Consider the following 15,206-nt stretch of genomic DNA (forward strand, 5'->3'; position numbering starts at 1 on the left):
AGTTGCTTCTGGAATACCTGGACTCCTTTCTTTAGGGGCAATCAGAATTATATTCCACAGCAACCTCCATGGGCTATTTTTTACGCAAGTACCTCATGAAGGGCGGCCTGCTGCTGGGCGGTGTGTCCTGCACCGTTTACACGCCCATGCAGCCGCACGCCCCGCTCATCCGGGCCAAAGGGCAAGGCGAAATAATGGGCCAGGTGCAGCTCTCGCTACGGCCAGAGCTGGCGGCCGCCTACTCGCCAATGCCGCATTTGCTGGTGCTGGGCGGCGTTTCGGCGCGCCCGCGCATGCCCAGGCCGGCGGGCGGCGAAGGCACCGATTTCAAGTTCGAGATTGATAATTTTCGAACGCTGCAATACGAGGTCGGGCTGGGTGGGTATTGGCCGTTGGCGCCCGACTGGACGCTACAGCTTATCGGCGGAGCCGGCGACGCGCGCGTACGGCGGCACGTGGCCGAGCCGGCCATCATTCTGGGCGGGTTCTCGGCCGACTTCGAGGCCCGGTACCGGAAAGCCTTTGGGCAGCTGGGCTTCAATTACCAACGCAGCCGCGAGGCCATCGGCTTCGGATACCGCATGACCAACGTGGTGTTTCGGCAGCTCGACATGCAAAAAACCTGCGGCGACTACGCCTTCTACGAACTGCCCTTGCCCAACCAAGTGCGGCACGAATTATACGGTTTCTTTCGGCAGTCGATTGGCAATCCCTCCCGCCAAAGCCATTGGCAAGTCCAGGGCGCGGGTGCCTTATCCATGGTTCCCCGTAGCGAAAGCATCCTCAACAACGGGATTTATGTGGCATACACCCAGAAGAATTCCCTGTTGGTCAGCCTGGGGCTAACTTACCTTTTTCGATAACAAGCAGGCGCAATGCGCAAATGAAAAGTCCTTTGATTCAAACTTTTCATTTGCTGTCGGCAACGGTTCGCATCCATCTTTGGGGCATGAAAACCCGCTACTTCTTTCCTGCCCTCTGCACAACCGGCCTGGGCCTGCTCGGCAGTTGCGCCGTGTATGTGCCCACCATCCCCAGCACCCCGCTGCTCAACAAGAAGGGCGAGGTGGAAATCACGGCGGGCATCCGCAGCCTAACCAGCCTGGAAACGTCGGTGGCGTGGTCGCCCGCGCCGAACCTGCTGCTCACGGGCGAAGCCGCGGTGCAAACCATCAACGGCAGCGAAACCCGCAACAATGCCACGTTCGACTACCAAAGCACCCACCGGCAGGCCGCGTTGGGCGTGGGCACCTACCGCTTGCTGGGCCAGAACCAGGCCGGCTACCTGGGCGTGGTGGGCGGCGTAGGATTTGCCTCGGCCAGCATCTACGACCCGAAACTGACCATCATCATTCCGTTTTCGGGGCCATTGACGCACTATGATGCCCGGTACCTGCGCTACTACGGCCAGGTCTACATTGCCCGCCAAACGCCCGTGGTGAACTACGGCGCGTCGCTCCGGGGCACGTTCGTCGACTACAGCCACCTGCAGCGCAACGGCGAAACGGTGGCGCCCCTCAACCGCTTCTACCTGGAACCCACGGTATTTGTCCGCGTGGGCCGGCGGGCGGTGCAGGGCCAGGCCACGTTCGGCGTTTCACAGCCCCTGCACAACGACCGTTCCAATCCCGAGCACCTCAATCTGGCGCCGGTGACTACCCTGGTGGGCGTCGGCATCGTGGTGCGGCCGCACCTGTTTCGCCGCAGCCAAGCGGCAGAGAGGCAGCGGTAGCGTTGCCGACAATAAAAAAAGCTCCAGCCATTGCGGCCGGAGCTTTTTTTAATTCAATAATGAAATCTGTGCGAAGCCTACTTGCCGCCCAGCACGCGCAGCATGGTATCGCCAATCTCGGCGGGCGAATCCACCACGTGGATGCCGCACTCGCGCATGATGGCCATTTTAGCAGCGGCCGTGTCGTCGGCACCGCCCACGATGGCGCCGGCGTGGCCCATGCGGCGGCCGGGAGGGGCCGTCTGGCCGGCGATGAAGCCCACCACGGGCTTTTTATTGCCGGTTTCTTTAATCCAACGGGCGGCTTCGGCTTCCATGCCGCCGCCGATTTCGCCAATCATCACGATGCCTTCCGTCTCGGGGTCGTTCATGAGCAACTCCACCGCCTGCTTGGTGGTGGTGCCGATGATGGGGTCGCCGCCGATGCCGATGGCCGTGGTCTGGCCCAGGCCGGCTTTGGTGAGCTGGTCCACGGCTTCGTAGGTCAGGGTGCCCGACTTGCTGACGATGCCAATTTTGCCTTTCGAGAAAATGAAGCCGGGCATGATGCCTACTTTGCACTCGCCGGCGGTCATCACGCCGGGGCAGTTCGGGCCAATCATCGTGATGCCCTGCCGGTCCTTCAGGTAGTGCTTCACGGCAATCATGTCCTTGGTCGGGATGCCTTCGGTGATGGTGATAATCACCTTGATGCCCGCGTCGGCCGCTTCCATGATGGCGTCGGCGGCGAACGCCGGGGGCACGAAAATGATGCTGGTGTCGGCGCCGGCTTTCTCCACGGCCTCGGCCACGGTGTTGAACACGGGACGGCCCAGGTGCTCGGTGCCGCCTTTGCCGGGCGTGACGCCGCCCACCACGTTGGTGCCGTAATCCATCATTTGCTGGGCGTGGAACGAGCCCTCGGAGCCGGTGAAGCCCTGCACGATAACCTTGGAATCTTTATTGACCAGAACGCTCATTCGGAGGTGTTTTTGAGGAAATTGGTGGGGTGGGACGCCCTGGCCCGGTCGGGCTACGGCGCTGCAAAAGTAGGGCATTTTGGGGCTAGGGCAAGCCACTCAGCCGAATAGACGCCCCGCGCGTGAGGAAAAGCCGCACCCGGCCGGCCGGCACCGGCCCGGAAAGGCCCGAAAACGCGCCGGAGCCGGCTGATGGGAGGCTGGCCCGGCCGCCAGGGGTGGGGCCATGCGGCGCCCGGGAGCACGGGGCACCGCGTGGGCGGACGGTGTATATTAGCGGCGCTGCCCCGGCGCGGCGTCCTTTTCACTACCCGTCCATTTCTCCCTCCCCTTGGCCAGTTCTTTGTTTCCTCACCTGCCCGCCGACGAAGCCGCGCGCCTTCGCAGCCTGCGCGCCGTGGAGCTGCTCCCGGCGCTCACCGAACCGGTGTTTAATGAATTTGTGGCCCTCACGGCGCGCATTTTCAACCTGCCGATTTCGCTGATTTCGGTGGTGGAGGAAACCGAAGTGTACTACCCCGCCAACGTGGGCATGCCCGGCAACAAGCAGCAGCCACGCGTGGAGGCCCTATGCGCCACCGCCATTGCCAAAGCCCAAGCCGTGGTATACCACGACTTGGTGCTGGAAAAACACCCCGAAGTGCCTCAGGCGGCCTTGCGCGCCGCCGAAACCAACGGCCTGCGCTTCTACGCGGGCGCCCTGCTGCGGCTGCCCGACCAGCGCCCGCTCGGCACGCTGTGCGTCATCGACCGCGAGCCCCGCACCTTCACGCCCGACGAGCAGCGTATTCTGGAAATTCTGGCGGCGCTGGTGAGCCGCACCGTGGCCGTGCGCCACCTCTGCCGCCTGCACCCCGAAACCGGCGACGCGCAATGGGCCCGCCTCAGCGCCGAACTCGAAGAAGAAGTGCAGGCCCTCAATGCCTTGGTGCGCTACCTCACGGCCCGCCACGGCACGCTGGTGCCGGTGCCGGCGGCGTTTCTCACGCAGGTCGAAAGCCGGCTGCGCGACCTGCAGGCGCTGCTGGAGGCCTACCACCCCGGCACGCCCTGACGCGGTAAGCGCCGGCCCGGGCGGCCTGGGGAGAGGAGTGGGGGCGGAGGCAGCGCCTTGCCGCCGGGCGAGAGTTTGTACCTTTGCGGCCTCACCCGGAACCATCCCACCCAGTAAATTTCAATGTATTTCAACCACGTCATCGAGGCCGTTGGCCACACTCCACTCGTTAAGCTCAACAAAGTCACCGACGGCATCAAGGGCACGGTGCTGGCTAAAGTGGAGTACTTCAACCCCGGCAACTCGGTGAAGGACCGCATGGCCATCCGCATGGTGGAGGACGCCGAAAAGGCCGGTATTCTGAAGCCGGGTGGCACCATCATTGAGGGCACCAGCGGCAACACGGGCATGGGCCTGGCCCTGGCGGCCATTGCGAAGGGCTACAACACCATCTTCGTGATGAGCGACAAGCAGAGCAAGGAAAAGCAGGATATCCTGCGCGCCGTGGGCGCCCAGGTGGTGGTATGCCCCGTGGATGTGGCCCCCGACGACCCGCGCAGCTACTACTCCGTGGCCAAGCGCCTGAACCAGGAAACGCCCAATTCCTTCTACCCCAACCAGTACGACAACCTCTCGAACACCGCCGCGCACTACGACCACACCGGCCCCGAAATCTGGAACGGCACCGACGGCCAAATCACGCACTGGGCGGCCGGCGTAGGCACGGGCGGCACCATTTGCGGCGTGAGCAAGTACTTGAAGGAGCAAAACCCGAACATCGTGACGGTGGGCCTCGATACCTACGGCTCGGTTTTCAAGAAGTATAAGGAGACGGGGATTTTCGATGAAAACGAAATTTATCCCTACAAAACCGAGGGCATCGGCGAAGACATTCTGCCCAAGAATGTCAATTTTGACGTCATCGATTTGTTCATCAAAGTGACCGACCAGGACGCGGCCCTGATGACGCGCCGCCTGGCCAAGGAAGAAGGCCTGTTTGTGGGCTGGAGCTGCGGCTCGGCCGTGCACGGCGCTCTGGAGTATGCCCGCGAGCACCTCACGGAAACCGATACAATGGTAATTTTGCTGCCCGACCACGGCACGCGCTACCTCGGCAAGATTTACAACGACGACTGGATGCGCGCTCAGGGCTGGCTGTAAATAAGCTCAGCCATTGCCGAAGCCGGCGCCATTTGGTATCTTCGTGGAAGCTAGAAATAACCCTTTTATCGATGTCTGCTAATTTGAACCATATTGTACTCGTTGACGACAACGAAACGACCAGCTTTCTCAACAACCGCCTGCTGGGGCGTTTGGCCGTGGCCGAACACGTGAGCACGTTCTCGCGGGCCGACGAAGCGTTTGAGCAGCTGTGGGGCAGCGCCGAGGGCGGCAGCGCCGTGCCCGCGCCCGACCTGGTGTTCGTGGATTTGAAGATGCCCGGCGTGTCCGGCTTCGAGTTTCTGGAGCTCTACAACGCCCTGCCCCAGCCCGTGCAGGCCAAAACGGTGATGGCCGTGCTCACCACCTCCATGCACGGCGCCGACACCGCCCGCGTGGCCAAGTACCCCAACGTGGAGTACCTCACCAAACCCCTGACCGAAGAAAAGATGCTGAAACTGCTGGAAAAGCGGTTTCAATAAGACTTACTACCCCTCTTAGCTAAGAAAACAAACCGTGAGAAGCTCCGACTCAGCCCGAGTCGGAGCTTTTTATTTGCCTTTTATTTTGTCAATCACGTTCTGAAAAATGCCGGTGTTTTTCTGCTTCAAAATGATGTAGCGCACCGAGAAAGCCGTGGGAAAGCGGTTCCAGTTGGCGGAATTGAATTCGATTGTGGGCTTGAAATCGAACGACAGCACGATGCGGGCAAACGGAATCTTATACTCCGCCCCAATCATGCCATCGAAACCCCAGAAGTTGCCGTCAACTTTATGGGTGCCAAAGTGCCCGCCGGCCCCGAAGTAGTAGTTGAGGCTGGGCCCGAGGATGCCGAAATGCCGTTCGGCTAGCACCGTGGCGCTGCGCTCGCGCTCGGCCAGCATGCCCAAGCCTTCGAGGGTGGTTTTGGGCAGGATGAGCTGCTGCACGGTGAGGCCGTAGCCGCCGCCCGTGCGCAGGCCGGCGGCGGTGCGGTATTTCTGGGCCGCGGCCGGGCGGGCGGCCACGGCCAGCATCAAGCCGCACACGCAGCGAAAGAAAAAGGGAGAGGGCAGCAGTTTCATAACCAGCAAAACAGAGTGGGAGGCAAGGGCAAGCCCCCGCCTCCTACGCAGAAGCCACGTGAAAAATTGCGCCCGCCCTATTCCACCGCGTCCAGAAACGTGAACTGCTGGCCGTCGAACAAGCCTTTGTCGCTCAGTTTCAGGCTGGGAATAACCAGCAGCGCCATAAACGAAAGCGTCATAAACGGTGCGCCCAGCGGCGAGCCCAACTGCTTGGCCAGAGCATCGACGGCGGCGTAAGCGGCAGCCACGTCGGTTCCGGGCTGGTCCGACATGAGGCCGGCTACGGGCAACGGCACGAGGATTTCGCGGCCGTCGGTGCCCACGGCGGCTAGGCCGCCCTTGGCTTCGATGACGAGGTTGACGGCGCGGGCCAGGCTCTCGTCGTCGCAGCCCACGGCGGTGATGTTGTGCGAGTCGTGGCCCACGCTGCTGGCCAGCGCGCCGTGCTTCAGCCCGAAGCCGCGGATAAAGGCCACGGCGGGCGCCATACTTGGCTGGTAGCGGTTGATGACGGCCAGTTTGAGCATGTCATCGGCCACGTTGGAAACTACAAATCTACTTTCTACCGCCGCTGGCAAGTCAACGCGCGCCGTGATGAGCTGGCCATCGAAGCACTCGATGACGCGCGCCGTGGGCTGGGCCGAACTCGGCGCGGGCAGCCGGAAGTCGGCGGCCGTTACGGGCTGGGCGTGGAAATTATTGACCACCGCAATGGGCGCCGCTGGCAGCAACGATTTTCCGTTTTCGGCCACCAGCACGCCGTCGAGGTAGGTTTGCTGCACTTCGAAGTCGCGCAGGTCCTTCACCACGATGAAGTCGGCGGGGTCGCCTTCGCCCAGCAGGCCCACGGGCAGGTGGTAGTGCTTCACGGGGTTCACGCAGGCCACGCGCAACACGTGAAACAGGTCGTGGCCCAGCGCCACGGCGCGCTGCACCAGCTGGTTGATGTGTCCCAGAACCAGGGTGTCGGGGTGCTTGTCGTCGGAGCAGAACATGAGATGGCTGTAGTGCTCGGGCAGCAGCTCAATCAGCGCGTCGAAGTTGCGGGCCGCCGAGCCTTCGCGGATGAGCACCTTCATGCCCACGGCCAGTTTATCCAGCGCCTCGGGCGCGGTGAAGCACTCGTGGTCGGTGCTGATGCCGGCGCTGGCGTAATGGGCCGCGTCGTCGGCGCGCAGGCCGGGGGCGTGGCCGTCGACGGGCCGGCCGGCGGCCTGGGCGATGGCGATTTTGGCCATCACGTCGGCGTCGCGGTGCAGCACGCCGGGCCAGTTCATCATCTCGGCCAGGTAGCCAATTTTGGGGTTTTCGAACAGCTTGGCAATGTCCTGGGCGGTGATTTCGGCCCCGGCCGTTTCGAAGGGCGTGGCCGGCACGCAGCTCGGCGCCCCGAAGCAGAACTTGAAAGGGGAGTGGCTGGCGTTTTCGAGCATGAATTCCACGCCGGCCACGCCCAGCACGTTGCCAATTTCGTGCGGGTCGCTCACGGTGGCCACCGTGCCGTGCGTCACGGCAAGGCGGGCAAACTCAGTGGGCACCAGCAGGGAGCTTTCCACGTGCACATGGGCATCCACGAAGCCAGGCATGACGTAGGGCAGCGCCGGGTCGGCCTCGGCTTCGCCGATGGGGGCGATGCTGGTGATGCGGCCGTTTTCGACCGAAACAATGGCGGGCTGAATGGAACGGGCGAAAACGTCGACGACGTTGGCAGTAAGCGAAAAAGCGGGAGTCATGCGTTGGCGAAGAATTAGAAGCAGCCGTCGGTGGGAAGCCTCGCAAAGAACCTTAACTTTGAGTTAAAATAGATTGGCTATGAAGAAATCTTTGTCGGGCTTCGTGCTGCTGCTGGTGCTGCTCGTGCTGGGCGGCAGCCTGTTGGGCGGCTGTGCGCGCCGCACCGCGCAGCAGAAAAAAACCAGCTGGTACAAGCACCACAGCGGCGGCAAGAGCGTGCCCTGCCCGTGCGGGCACTAGGCGTTTAAATGATGTAGGAGCGGAGCTCGCGCCTGCATCGTTCAGGGTCTAAAACGGCTCTATAACCGTTTGAGAGCATCACCAGTCGCTCCTGTCGTTCCGCGGATTCCCGATTTCGAGGCGGCGCTGAAGCGGAGAAAAAAGGGCCGGGCCAGCCGCTGCGGCAACCTCGGCGCGGGCAGGCGTGTTAATTTGCCGACATCGCCGGCCACGTCCGGCTATTTTATCACCCGCTCTATTCTTATGCCCAATACCAGTCTTTCTCCCCTCGATTCCATCCTCGCCGCCGCCGAGCAGGTGCGCCAGCAGCTCAACCTGAAAGCCTTCGACGCCGAAGGCGTAGCGCACCTCGACAACTTTATTAAGGCACAGCGGGACAGCTTTATTGAGGCCCAGCGGGACAGTTTGCCCGCCGCCGAGCGCGAGGGGGTGGTGATGGCGCTGGGCTGCTTTCTGGGGCAATGCCTGGTGCAGGTGTACCGCGGCGAATGGGGCACTGGCAAGGATGGCACGACCGGCGTGGGGCTGGGCGGACGATTTTTTTTTAATCCCTTTTATTTAGTCGATGCGCAACTGAATGAGGGAGAAAGCGCATCGGTAGCGGCCTTTTTTGCCTCGGTACCCCAGCGGTTGAAGAGCCCGCCCGCCGCGCGTAAGAGTTGGATTTCGTAATCTTGCGGGGCCAATGGCCGCCCGCGTCGTTATGAAACAACTCGTTATCGCCATTGACGGCTACTCTTCCTGTGGCAAAAGCACCACGGCCAAAGCCGTGGCCCAGCTCCTGCACTACGCTTACGTCGACACCGGTGCCATGTACCGCGCCGTGACGCTGTACCTGCTCGAAAGCCAGATTGCCTTCACCGACCTGCCCCGCATCGAGCAGGCCCTGCGCGAAATCAGCATTAGCTTCCGCCGCAACCGCCGCACCGGCCGCAACGAACTGTTTCTCAACGGCGTGAACCGCGAGGACGACATCCGCCAGATGCGTATTTCCAACTCCGTGAGCGAGGTTTCGGTCATCCCCATGGTGCGGCATGCCATGGTGGCCCAGCAACAAAAAATGGGGGGTAAGCGCGGCGTGGTGATGGACGGCCGCGACATCGGCACCACCGTTTTTCCTGATGCGGAGGTGAAAATCTTCATGACGGCCGAAGTGGAGCTGCGCGCCCGGCGTCGCCAGGACGAGCTGGCCGAGAAGGGTGAAATCGTGCCGCTCGAAGACATCATTGAGAACCTGCGCAAGCGCGATTACCTGGACTCAACCCGCGCCGAAAGCCCCTTGCGCCGCGCCCCCGACGCCGTGCTGCTCGACACCACGCACATCACCATCACCGAACAGGTCGATTTCGTGCTCGACAGGGTGTCGTCGGCGCTGTTTGCGGCGGGGTGGGACTGAGTGGGCGGTTGCTGAAGGATACCTGGGGGCCAAAAGAACGTCATGCAGAGCGCAACGAAGCATCTTGCCCGCGGTAAGTAAATTCAATCGTCAGAAAGAGGAATAGTTGCGGCGGGCAAGATGCTTCGCTGCGCTCGACATGACGTTCTTTCGTTCACTCGCTACCGCGCCGCCGCGAGTCCGTACCTTTGCCCCGGCGAACTCCTCGCCGCCGCAGTGGTGTTAGACTCACAGCATGAAGGTCACGATTGATAAAAATTCCGGCTACTGCTTTGGCGTTGAATTCGCCATTCAGATGGCCGAAGACGAGCTGGCGCAAGGCCACAACCTCTACTGCCTCGGCGATATCGTGCACAACCGCATGGAAGTGGAACGCCTGCACCAGCTCGGTCTGCGCATCATCGACCGCGAGCAGCTAAGCCAACTGCACGACACCAAAGTCCTCATCCGGGCCCACGGCGAGCCGCCGGAAACCTACCAGCTGGCCCTCCAGAACAACCTGGAGCTGATTGACGCCAGCTGCCCGGTGGTGCTCAAGCTGCAAAACCGCGTAAAGCACGCCTTCGACCTGAGCCAGCGCCAGGACGGCCAGATTGTGATTTACGGGCAGCCCGGCCACGCCGAGGTTGCCGGCCTCACGGGCCAGACTGGCAACCGCGCCATCATCGTGATGAACGAGGCCGACCTCGACCAGATTGACTTTTCGCGCCCCGTCACGCTCTTTAGCCAGACCACCAAAAGTACAGCCGGCTTCTACAAGATGAAGGCTCTGATGGAGGCCCGCATCCAGGCCGCCGGCGGCCAATTAGACAGCTTCGACGCCAACGACAGCATCTGCCGGCAGGTGAGCAACCGCGAGCCGGCCCTGGCCCGTTTCGCCACCGAATACGACGTGGTGCTCTTCGTGAGTGGCCGCAAAAGCTCCAACGGCAAGGCCCTGTTTTCGGTAGTGAATGCCGTGAACCCGCGCAGCTATTTCATCGAGAACGCCGATGAAGTGGACGAGGCCTGGCTGGCCGGCATGCACACCGTGGGCATCTGCGGCGCCACCAGCACCCCGCTGTGGCTGATGCAGCAGGTAGCCGAGCGCGTGGAAGGCGTGGGCGAGTTGGCGTAGGGAAGTTTTTTCGCCTGTCATCCTGAGCGGAGCGAAGGACCTTATCACGGCTCAAAAGCTTGCAGTAATTACTGCCGCTGGTGTGATAAGGTCCTTCGCTGCGCTCAGGATGACAGGCGTTTTGCTGCTTAGCCAACGAGCCGCTCTTCATACAGCCGGTGGTTTCCCTCGTCAAACACCATGAAAATGACGGTCTTCGGCCACTCGTGCGACGCCAGCCACTGCCGCACCTCGCGCATGGCCACGGCGGCTGCTTCGGGCTTGGGGTAACCGTAGATGCCGGTGCTGATGCCGGGAAAGGCCACGCTTTCCAGTTGGTTTTCTTCGGCCAGGCGCAGGCTGTTGCGGTAGCAATTGGCTAATAATTCGGGCTCGCCCTTGTGGCCGCCGTTCCAGACGGGCCCCACGGTGTGGATGACGTGCCCGGCCGGCAGCCGCCCGCCGGTGGTGATGACGGCCTCGCCGGTTTTGCAGCCGCCCTGCCGGGCCCGAATGGCGCGGCACGCCTCCAAAATAGCTGGCCCGCCGGCCCGATGAATAGCCCCATCGACGCCCCACCGCCGAGCAGGCTGGAGTTGGCGGCGTTGACGATGGCGCTGACGGGCTGCTTGGTGATGTCGCCCTGCACGAGCTGGATGCGGTGAGCGAGGGGAGGAGAGGGCATGAGGATTTCGGTGGTGGGTGTAATGGCCGGCGCCACGGCGCGATTCATGCCATACGCTTTGGCTGCTTCGATTGATGCTTGGGAAACCAACCGCGACGCTTCGGCAACAGGAAGTGGCGCCGCCCCGGGCCGAAAAGCCATATTTGACCATCCATTTCAACCAAACCTCCCCGCTCATGGAAACCCTGCAACGCGACCCCTACCTGTGGCAAAAGGCCAAAGCCCGCGCCCGCTTCCAATCGCACCTGCTTTCGTTCTTGTTGGTGAACGCGCTGCTGTGGGTTATCTGGGCCTTCACCTTTCCGCACCACCACGGCCGGGGCTTCCACTCCGAAATTCCCTGGCCGCTGTGGGTCACTTTCTTCTGGGGCCTGGGGCTGATACGGCGCGGCATGGCGGCCTACGGCGGCTTTAGCCGCGAGCAGCGCACCCAGCGCGAGTACGAGCGGCTGGTGAGCCAGCAAAGCGGCGTTGACCCGCTCGACAAATACCGCTAAGCGGTTCGATAAGCGAAAAATTTCCCCTTTCTTCTGCTAATTAGTGAAGTGGTTCGGCCGAAGCCGGGGGCTTTCAACTTGATGTTTAGGCGTTCCGGTTTGGGCCGGTTTGTTTAAAAATCGAGTTGAAAGCCTCCGGTCTCGGCCGGACCTTTTTCAACGGTGATTTGAAGCTATTTGGTTTGGGGTGGTTCCCTGCGACCGTTCGTTCTAGCCGCCCGAGATTTGGCCGGACCCCTTCGCCCAGCCGTTGGCGGCCGGCCGCCGCCTATCTTCACCACCATGAACCGCCCCCGCTCCCCCAAGCGCATTCTCGGCCGCCGCGAGCTGGTGGACTTTCCTGCCTTTGCCCTCGGCGGTGTGGAGGCCAAGGTGGACACCGGCGCCTACACCAGCGCCATCCACTGCACCGACATCCACATCGAAACCGATGGCCAGCAGCGGCCCGTGCTGCGGGTGCGCCTGCTCGACCCCGACCACGCCGATGCCAACGGCCGCCCGCTGACTTTCCCCGATTTTGCCCTGCGCGACATCCGCTCCTCCAACGGTGAGGTGCAGGAGCGTTACGTCATCCGGGCCGTGGTGCAGCTGTACGGCGAAGATTTTGAAGCCGAATTTTCGCTCTCCGACCGCTCCGACATGAAGTATCCCGTATTGCTGGGCCGCAGCCTGTTGCGGCAGGGCCGCTTCGTAGTCGACGTGGCCAAGCGCAACCTTTCCTACAAATCCCTGGCCCGCGCCGCCGCGCGCCGCGCCCGGCCCTGAGTAGCTTTGTGGCGATATTCTGTGAAAATTCTGTCATCCTGAGCGCAGCGAAGGACCTTCTCACGTAAGGACAATTTTCAGTAATTCACCCTGAGCAGCTGTGGTAAGGTCCTTCGCGCTGCTCAGGATGACAAACCGCCCCGCCCTGGTGCCACTCACCCCGCCCGTTCCATCCCATCCCACCCGCCCCTTCTCCACTCCACCACCCCACCAATCCACCCCCGATGAAACTGGCCATTCTCTCGCGTGAGCCGAAATCCTATTCCACCCAGCGGCTGGTGGAGGCCGCGGCCAACCTGGGCCACGAAGCCGTGGTCATCGACCACCTGCAGTGCAACATTGTGCTGGAGAAGGGCCAGCCCGGCATCATCTACCAGGGCGCGCCGCTCGAAGGCTTCGACGCCATTATTCCGCGCATCGGCGCCTCGGTCACGTTCTACGGCACGGCCGTGGTGCGGCAGTTTGAGATGATGAAGGTGCGCACAGCTATTGATAGCCAAGCCATTGTGCGCTCGCGCGACAAGCTCCGCTCGATGCAGATTCTGAGCCGCGCCGGCGTGGGCATGCCCAAAACGGCCTTCACCAACTTCTCGGCCGACGTGCCGGCCATGATTGAGCAGGTGGGCGGCGCGCCGGTCATCATCAAACTCCTCGAAGGCACCCAGGGCCTGGGCGTGGTGCTGGCCGAGTCGGCCAAGGCTGCGCAGTCGGTCATCGAGGCCTTCCACAACCTTAAGGCCCGCATCATCGTGCAGGAGTTCATTGCCGAAAGCAAGGGCGCCGACCTGCGCGCCTTCGTGGTGGACGGCGAGGTGGTGGGCGCCATGAAGCGCCAGGGTAAGGAAGGCGAGTTCCGTTCGAACCTGCACCGCGGCGGTTCGGGCACGCTCGTGAAGCTCACGCGGGCCGAGAAGGCCGCCGCGCTGCTGGCCACCAAAGCCCTGGGCCTGGGCATTGCGGGCGTCGATATGCTGCAAAGCAAGCGCGGTCCGCTGGTGCTCGAAGTCAATTCCTCGCCCGGGCTAGAGGGCATCGAGAAAGCTACCAAGCAAGACATCGCCGGCCGCATCATCGAATACAGTACCGCGCTGGCCGGGAAGAAAAAAGCGAAGCCCAAGGCGAAAAAAGGGGCAGCAATTGGCGTTGACGCGCAATCGGACGTGCCGGGCGGAAAGTAGGAGGGGAAGGATAGATTGGAGAGAAAAGAACGTCATGTCGAGCTTGCCGAGACATCTCGCGTGCTGTGGTAAATCTCTTCGATTGGATTACTTCGGCACGCGAGATGTCTCGGCAAGCTCGACATGACGTTCTTTTTATTCATCTCCTCCTGACTTCGCTTACCGCCCATGCCCACCGCTCCCGACCGCCCGATGCACCTCAACGGCCTCACCATTCAGCCCGGCGAGCGGGTGCTCACGCGGCTGGTGATTTCGCGGCTGCCCTCGGGCACGGTGATTGACGTACCGGTGCACGTGATTCGGGCCGTGGAGCCGGGGCCCACGCTGCTGCTGATGGGCGGCATGCACGGCGACGAGGTGAACGGCATCGAAACCATTCGGCGGCTGGTGCGGCGCGAACTGCTCACGCCCTTGCGCGGCACCATCATCGCCATTCCCATCCTCAACATCTACGGGTTTCTGAATTTCAGCCGCGACGTGCCCGATGGCAAGGACGTAAACCGCTCGTTCCCGGGGTTTCCGCGCGGGTCGCTGGCCGGGCGGGTGGCCCACCGCTTCATGCGCGAAATCATGCCCCTGATTGACTACGGCATCGATTTTCATACCGGCGGCGCCACGCGGGCCAACTACCCGCAGGTACGCGCCCTGCTGGGCATTGATGTGGAGCTGGACGCCATGGCGGCGGCTTTTTCGGCGCCCTTCACGCTGCACGCGGCCTTGCGGGCGGGCTCGCTGCGCGAGGCGGCGTATGGGCTGGGCAAACGCATCATCGTGTACGAAACCGGCGAGAGCCTGCGGCTCGACGAGCCCGGCATTGAGGAGGCGGCGGCGGGCACTTTGCGGGTGCTGCACCACCTGGGCATGGGCCCGGCGGCGCCGGCGCCGGCCCGGCCCAGCATCGTGTGCCGGCGGCATACGTGGCTGCGGGCGCGTTTTGCGGGCGTGTTCCGGTCACACGTCGAAAACGGCCAGTTTGTGGAGAAAGGCCAGATTTATGGCTCCGTGGCCGACCCCTACGGGCAGCAAACCGTGCGCCTGGAGTCGCCGCTAAGTGGCTACGTCATCGGCCTGAACCACATGCCGGTGGTGAACCAGGGCGACGCTCTGCTGCACATTGCCGTGCCAGAGTAATTTTCGGCATGGAAAAGCCTTTTACAATTGACGCCGGTCGGGTGCGCCTGCGCCACCTGCGGCCTGCCGACTTGCCCGCCTTCGCCGCCTACCGCGCCGACCCGGCGGTGTGCCGCTTTCAGGGGTTCGACCCGTTCAGCGAAGCGCAGGCCGTTGACTTCATTGCCCGGCATTCGGTGGCCGCCATCCCGGCCGCGCCCGGCGAGTGGGTGCAAATCGCCATTGCCCGCCGCGATGACGACGAGCTATTGGGCGACTGCGCCCTGCACCGGCAGGGCCACGAGCCGCGCATTGCCGAAATCGGCATCACGCTGGCGCCGCGCTGGCAGGGGCAGGGCTACGCTGGCGAGGCGTTGCAGGGGCTGCTGCGGTTTTGCTTCGCGGAGCTGGGCTTGCACCGGGTGGTGGCGCTGGTGGACCCGCGCAATGCGCCGTCGGTGGCACTCATGGAACGGGTGGGGATGCGCCGGGAAGGGCATTTCCGGCAAAATGGCTGGTACAAGGGCGAGTGGTGCGACGAGTTTCAATACGCTTTGCTGGCCACCGACTGGCCGGTGGCGGGCTGACATGC

General features: G+C 62.8%; 17 protein-coding genes and 1 pseudogene. 14 read left to right on the forward strand and 4 right to left on the reverse strand.

The genetic code is table 11. The annotated features are described in order from the left end of the window. Window positions 1-68 precede the first annotated feature (68 nt). Both Q5H92_RS09050 and Q5H92_RS09055 read left to right on the forward strand, forming a co-directional pair. A complete protein-coding gene (locus tag Q5H92_RS09050; RefSeq protein ID WP_305011192.1) occupies window positions 69-863 on the forward strand; it encodes a hypothetical protein in 795 nt (264 codons plus the stop codon). Window positions 864-949: 86 nt separating this feature from the next. Beyond that, window positions 950-1,732 carry a hypothetical protein gene (locus tag Q5H92_RS09055; RefSeq protein ID WP_305011193.1) on the forward strand — a complete coding sequence of 261 codons (783 nt, stop codon included), beginning with the start codon at window positions 950-952 and terminating at the stop codon, window positions 1,730-1,732. Between the two features lie 77 nt (window positions 1,733-1,809). Here the strand turns inward: Q5H92_RS09055 and sucD are convergent, their stop codons facing one another. Further along, window positions 1,810-2,691, reverse strand: coding sequence for a succinate--CoA ligase subunit alpha (sucD, locus tag Q5H92_RS09060; protein WP_305011194.1), 882 nt, complete (start codon window positions 2,689-2,691; stop codon window positions 1,810-1,812). Between the two features lie 331 nt (window positions 2,692-3,022). Between sucD and Q5H92_RS09065 the strand changes: the two genes are divergently transcribed. The 3 genes and pseudogenes from Q5H92_RS09065 (at window position 3,023) to Q5H92_RS09075 (ending at window position 5,328) form a co-directional block, all read left to right on the forward strand. Next, a complete protein-coding gene (locus tag Q5H92_RS09065; protein WP_305011195.1) occupies window positions 3,023-3,745 on the forward strand; it encodes a GAF domain-containing protein in 723 nt (240 codons plus the stop codon). Window positions 3,746-3,868: 123 nt separating this feature from the next. Next, a pseudogene (locus Q5H92_RS09070) lies at window positions 3,869-4,843 on the forward strand (PLP-dependent cysteine synthase family protein); the annotation flags it as partial. 86 nt (window positions 4,844-4,929) lie between these two features. Further along, window positions 4,930-5,328: a response regulator gene (locus Q5H92_RS09075; RefSeq protein ID WP_305011196.1), complete on the forward strand. Its 399-nt coding sequence runs from the start codon at window positions 4,930-4,932 to the stop codon at window positions 5,326-5,328. A 69-nt stretch (window positions 5,329-5,397) separates the two neighbouring features. Here Q5H92_RS09075 and Q5H92_RS09080 read toward each other — a convergent pair whose 3' ends face one another. After that, window positions 5,398-5,910 (reverse strand): hypothetical protein, encoded by a 513-nt coding sequence (locus tag Q5H92_RS09080; RefSeq protein ID WP_305011197.1) that lies wholly within the window; start codon window positions 5,908-5,910, stop codon window positions 5,398-5,400. A 77-nt stretch (window positions 5,911-5,987) separates the two neighbouring features. Beyond that, window positions 5,988-7,646 (reverse strand): adenine deaminase, encoded by a 1,659-nt coding sequence (gene ade / locus Q5H92_RS09085; protein WP_305011198.1) that lies wholly within the window; start codon window positions 7,644-7,646, stop codon window positions 5,988-5,990. Window positions 7,647-7,725: 79 nt separating this feature from the next. Between ade and Q5H92_RS09090 the strand changes: the two genes are divergently transcribed. The 4 genes from Q5H92_RS09090 (at window position 7,726) to Q5H92_RS09105 (ending at window position 10,400) form a co-directional block, all read left to right on the forward strand. Then, window positions 7,726-7,887 carry a hypothetical protein gene (locus tag Q5H92_RS09090; protein ID WP_305011199.1) on the forward strand — a complete coding sequence of 54 codons (162 nt, stop codon included), beginning with the start codon at window positions 7,726-7,728 and terminating at the stop codon, window positions 7,885-7,887. Between the two features lie 243 nt (window positions 7,888-8,130). After that, window positions 8,131-8,559: a hypothetical protein gene (locus Q5H92_RS09095; protein ID WP_305011200.1), complete on the forward strand. Its 429-nt coding sequence runs from the start codon at window positions 8,131-8,133 to the stop codon at window positions 8,557-8,559. A gap of 31 nt (window positions 8,560-8,590) precedes the next feature. Beyond that, on the forward strand, window positions 8,591-9,283 hold the full coding sequence (cmk, locus tag Q5H92_RS09100; RefSeq protein ID WP_305011201.1) for a (d)CMP kinase: 693 nt from the start codon (window positions 8,591-8,593) through the stop codon (window positions 9,281-9,283). Between the two features lie 235 nt (window positions 9,284-9,518). After that, complete coding sequence (locus Q5H92_RS09105) at window positions 9,519-10,400, forward strand: 4-hydroxy-3-methylbut-2-enyl diphosphate reductase (protein ID WP_305011202.1); 882 nt, start codon at window positions 9,519-9,521, stop codon at window positions 10,398-10,400. Window positions 10,401-10,528: 128 nt separating this feature from the next. Here the strand turns inward: Q5H92_RS09105 and Q5H92_RS09110 are convergent, their stop codons facing one another. Then, entirely contained in the window at window positions 10,529-10,912 is a 384-nt protein-coding gene (locus Q5H92_RS09110) for a macro domain-containing protein (RefSeq protein ID WP_369811132.1), read from the reverse strand. 328 nt (window positions 10,913-11,240) lie between these two features. Between Q5H92_RS09110 and Q5H92_RS09115 the strand changes: the two genes are divergently transcribed. From Q5H92_RS09115 to Q5H92_RS09135, 5 genes are all read left to right on the forward strand, one after another. Further along, window positions 11,241-11,561: a 2TM domain-containing protein gene (locus Q5H92_RS09115; RefSeq protein WP_305011203.1), complete on the forward strand. Its 321-nt coding sequence runs from the start codon at window positions 11,241-11,243 to the stop codon at window positions 11,559-11,561. Window positions 11,562-11,843: 282 nt separating this feature from the next. After that, the gene (locus Q5H92_RS09120; RefSeq protein WP_305011204.1) at window positions 11,844-12,326 is read left to right on the forward strand and encodes an ATP-dependent zinc protease family protein; all 483 of its coding nucleotides are present in this window, start codon (window positions 11,844-11,846) and stop codon (window positions 12,324-12,326) included. Between the two features lie 224 nt (window positions 12,327-12,550). Then, on the forward strand, window positions 12,551-13,504 hold the full coding sequence (gene rimK, locus Q5H92_RS09125; RefSeq protein ID WP_305011205.1) for a 30S ribosomal protein S6--L-glutamate ligase: 954 nt from the start codon (window positions 12,551-12,553) through the stop codon (window positions 13,502-13,504). 168 nt (window positions 13,505-13,672) lie between these two features. After that, window positions 13,673-14,635 carry a succinylglutamate desuccinylase/aspartoacylase family protein gene (locus Q5H92_RS09130; RefSeq protein ID WP_305011206.1) on the forward strand — a complete coding sequence of 321 codons (963 nt, stop codon included), beginning with the start codon at window positions 13,673-13,675 and terminating at the stop codon, window positions 14,633-14,635. A gap of 8 nt (window positions 14,636-14,643) precedes the next feature. After that, a complete protein-coding gene (locus Q5H92_RS09135) occupies window positions 14,644-15,201 on the forward strand; it encodes a GNAT family N-acetyltransferase (RefSeq protein ID WP_305011207.1) in 558 nt (185 codons plus the stop codon). The last annotated feature ends 5 nt before the right edge of the window (window positions 15,202-15,206 follow it).

The organism is Hymenobacter mellowenesis (assembly GCF_030581005.1).
Lineage (GTDB): Bacteria > Bacteroidota > Bacteroidia > Cytophagales > Hymenobacteraceae > Hymenobacter > Hymenobacter mellowenesis.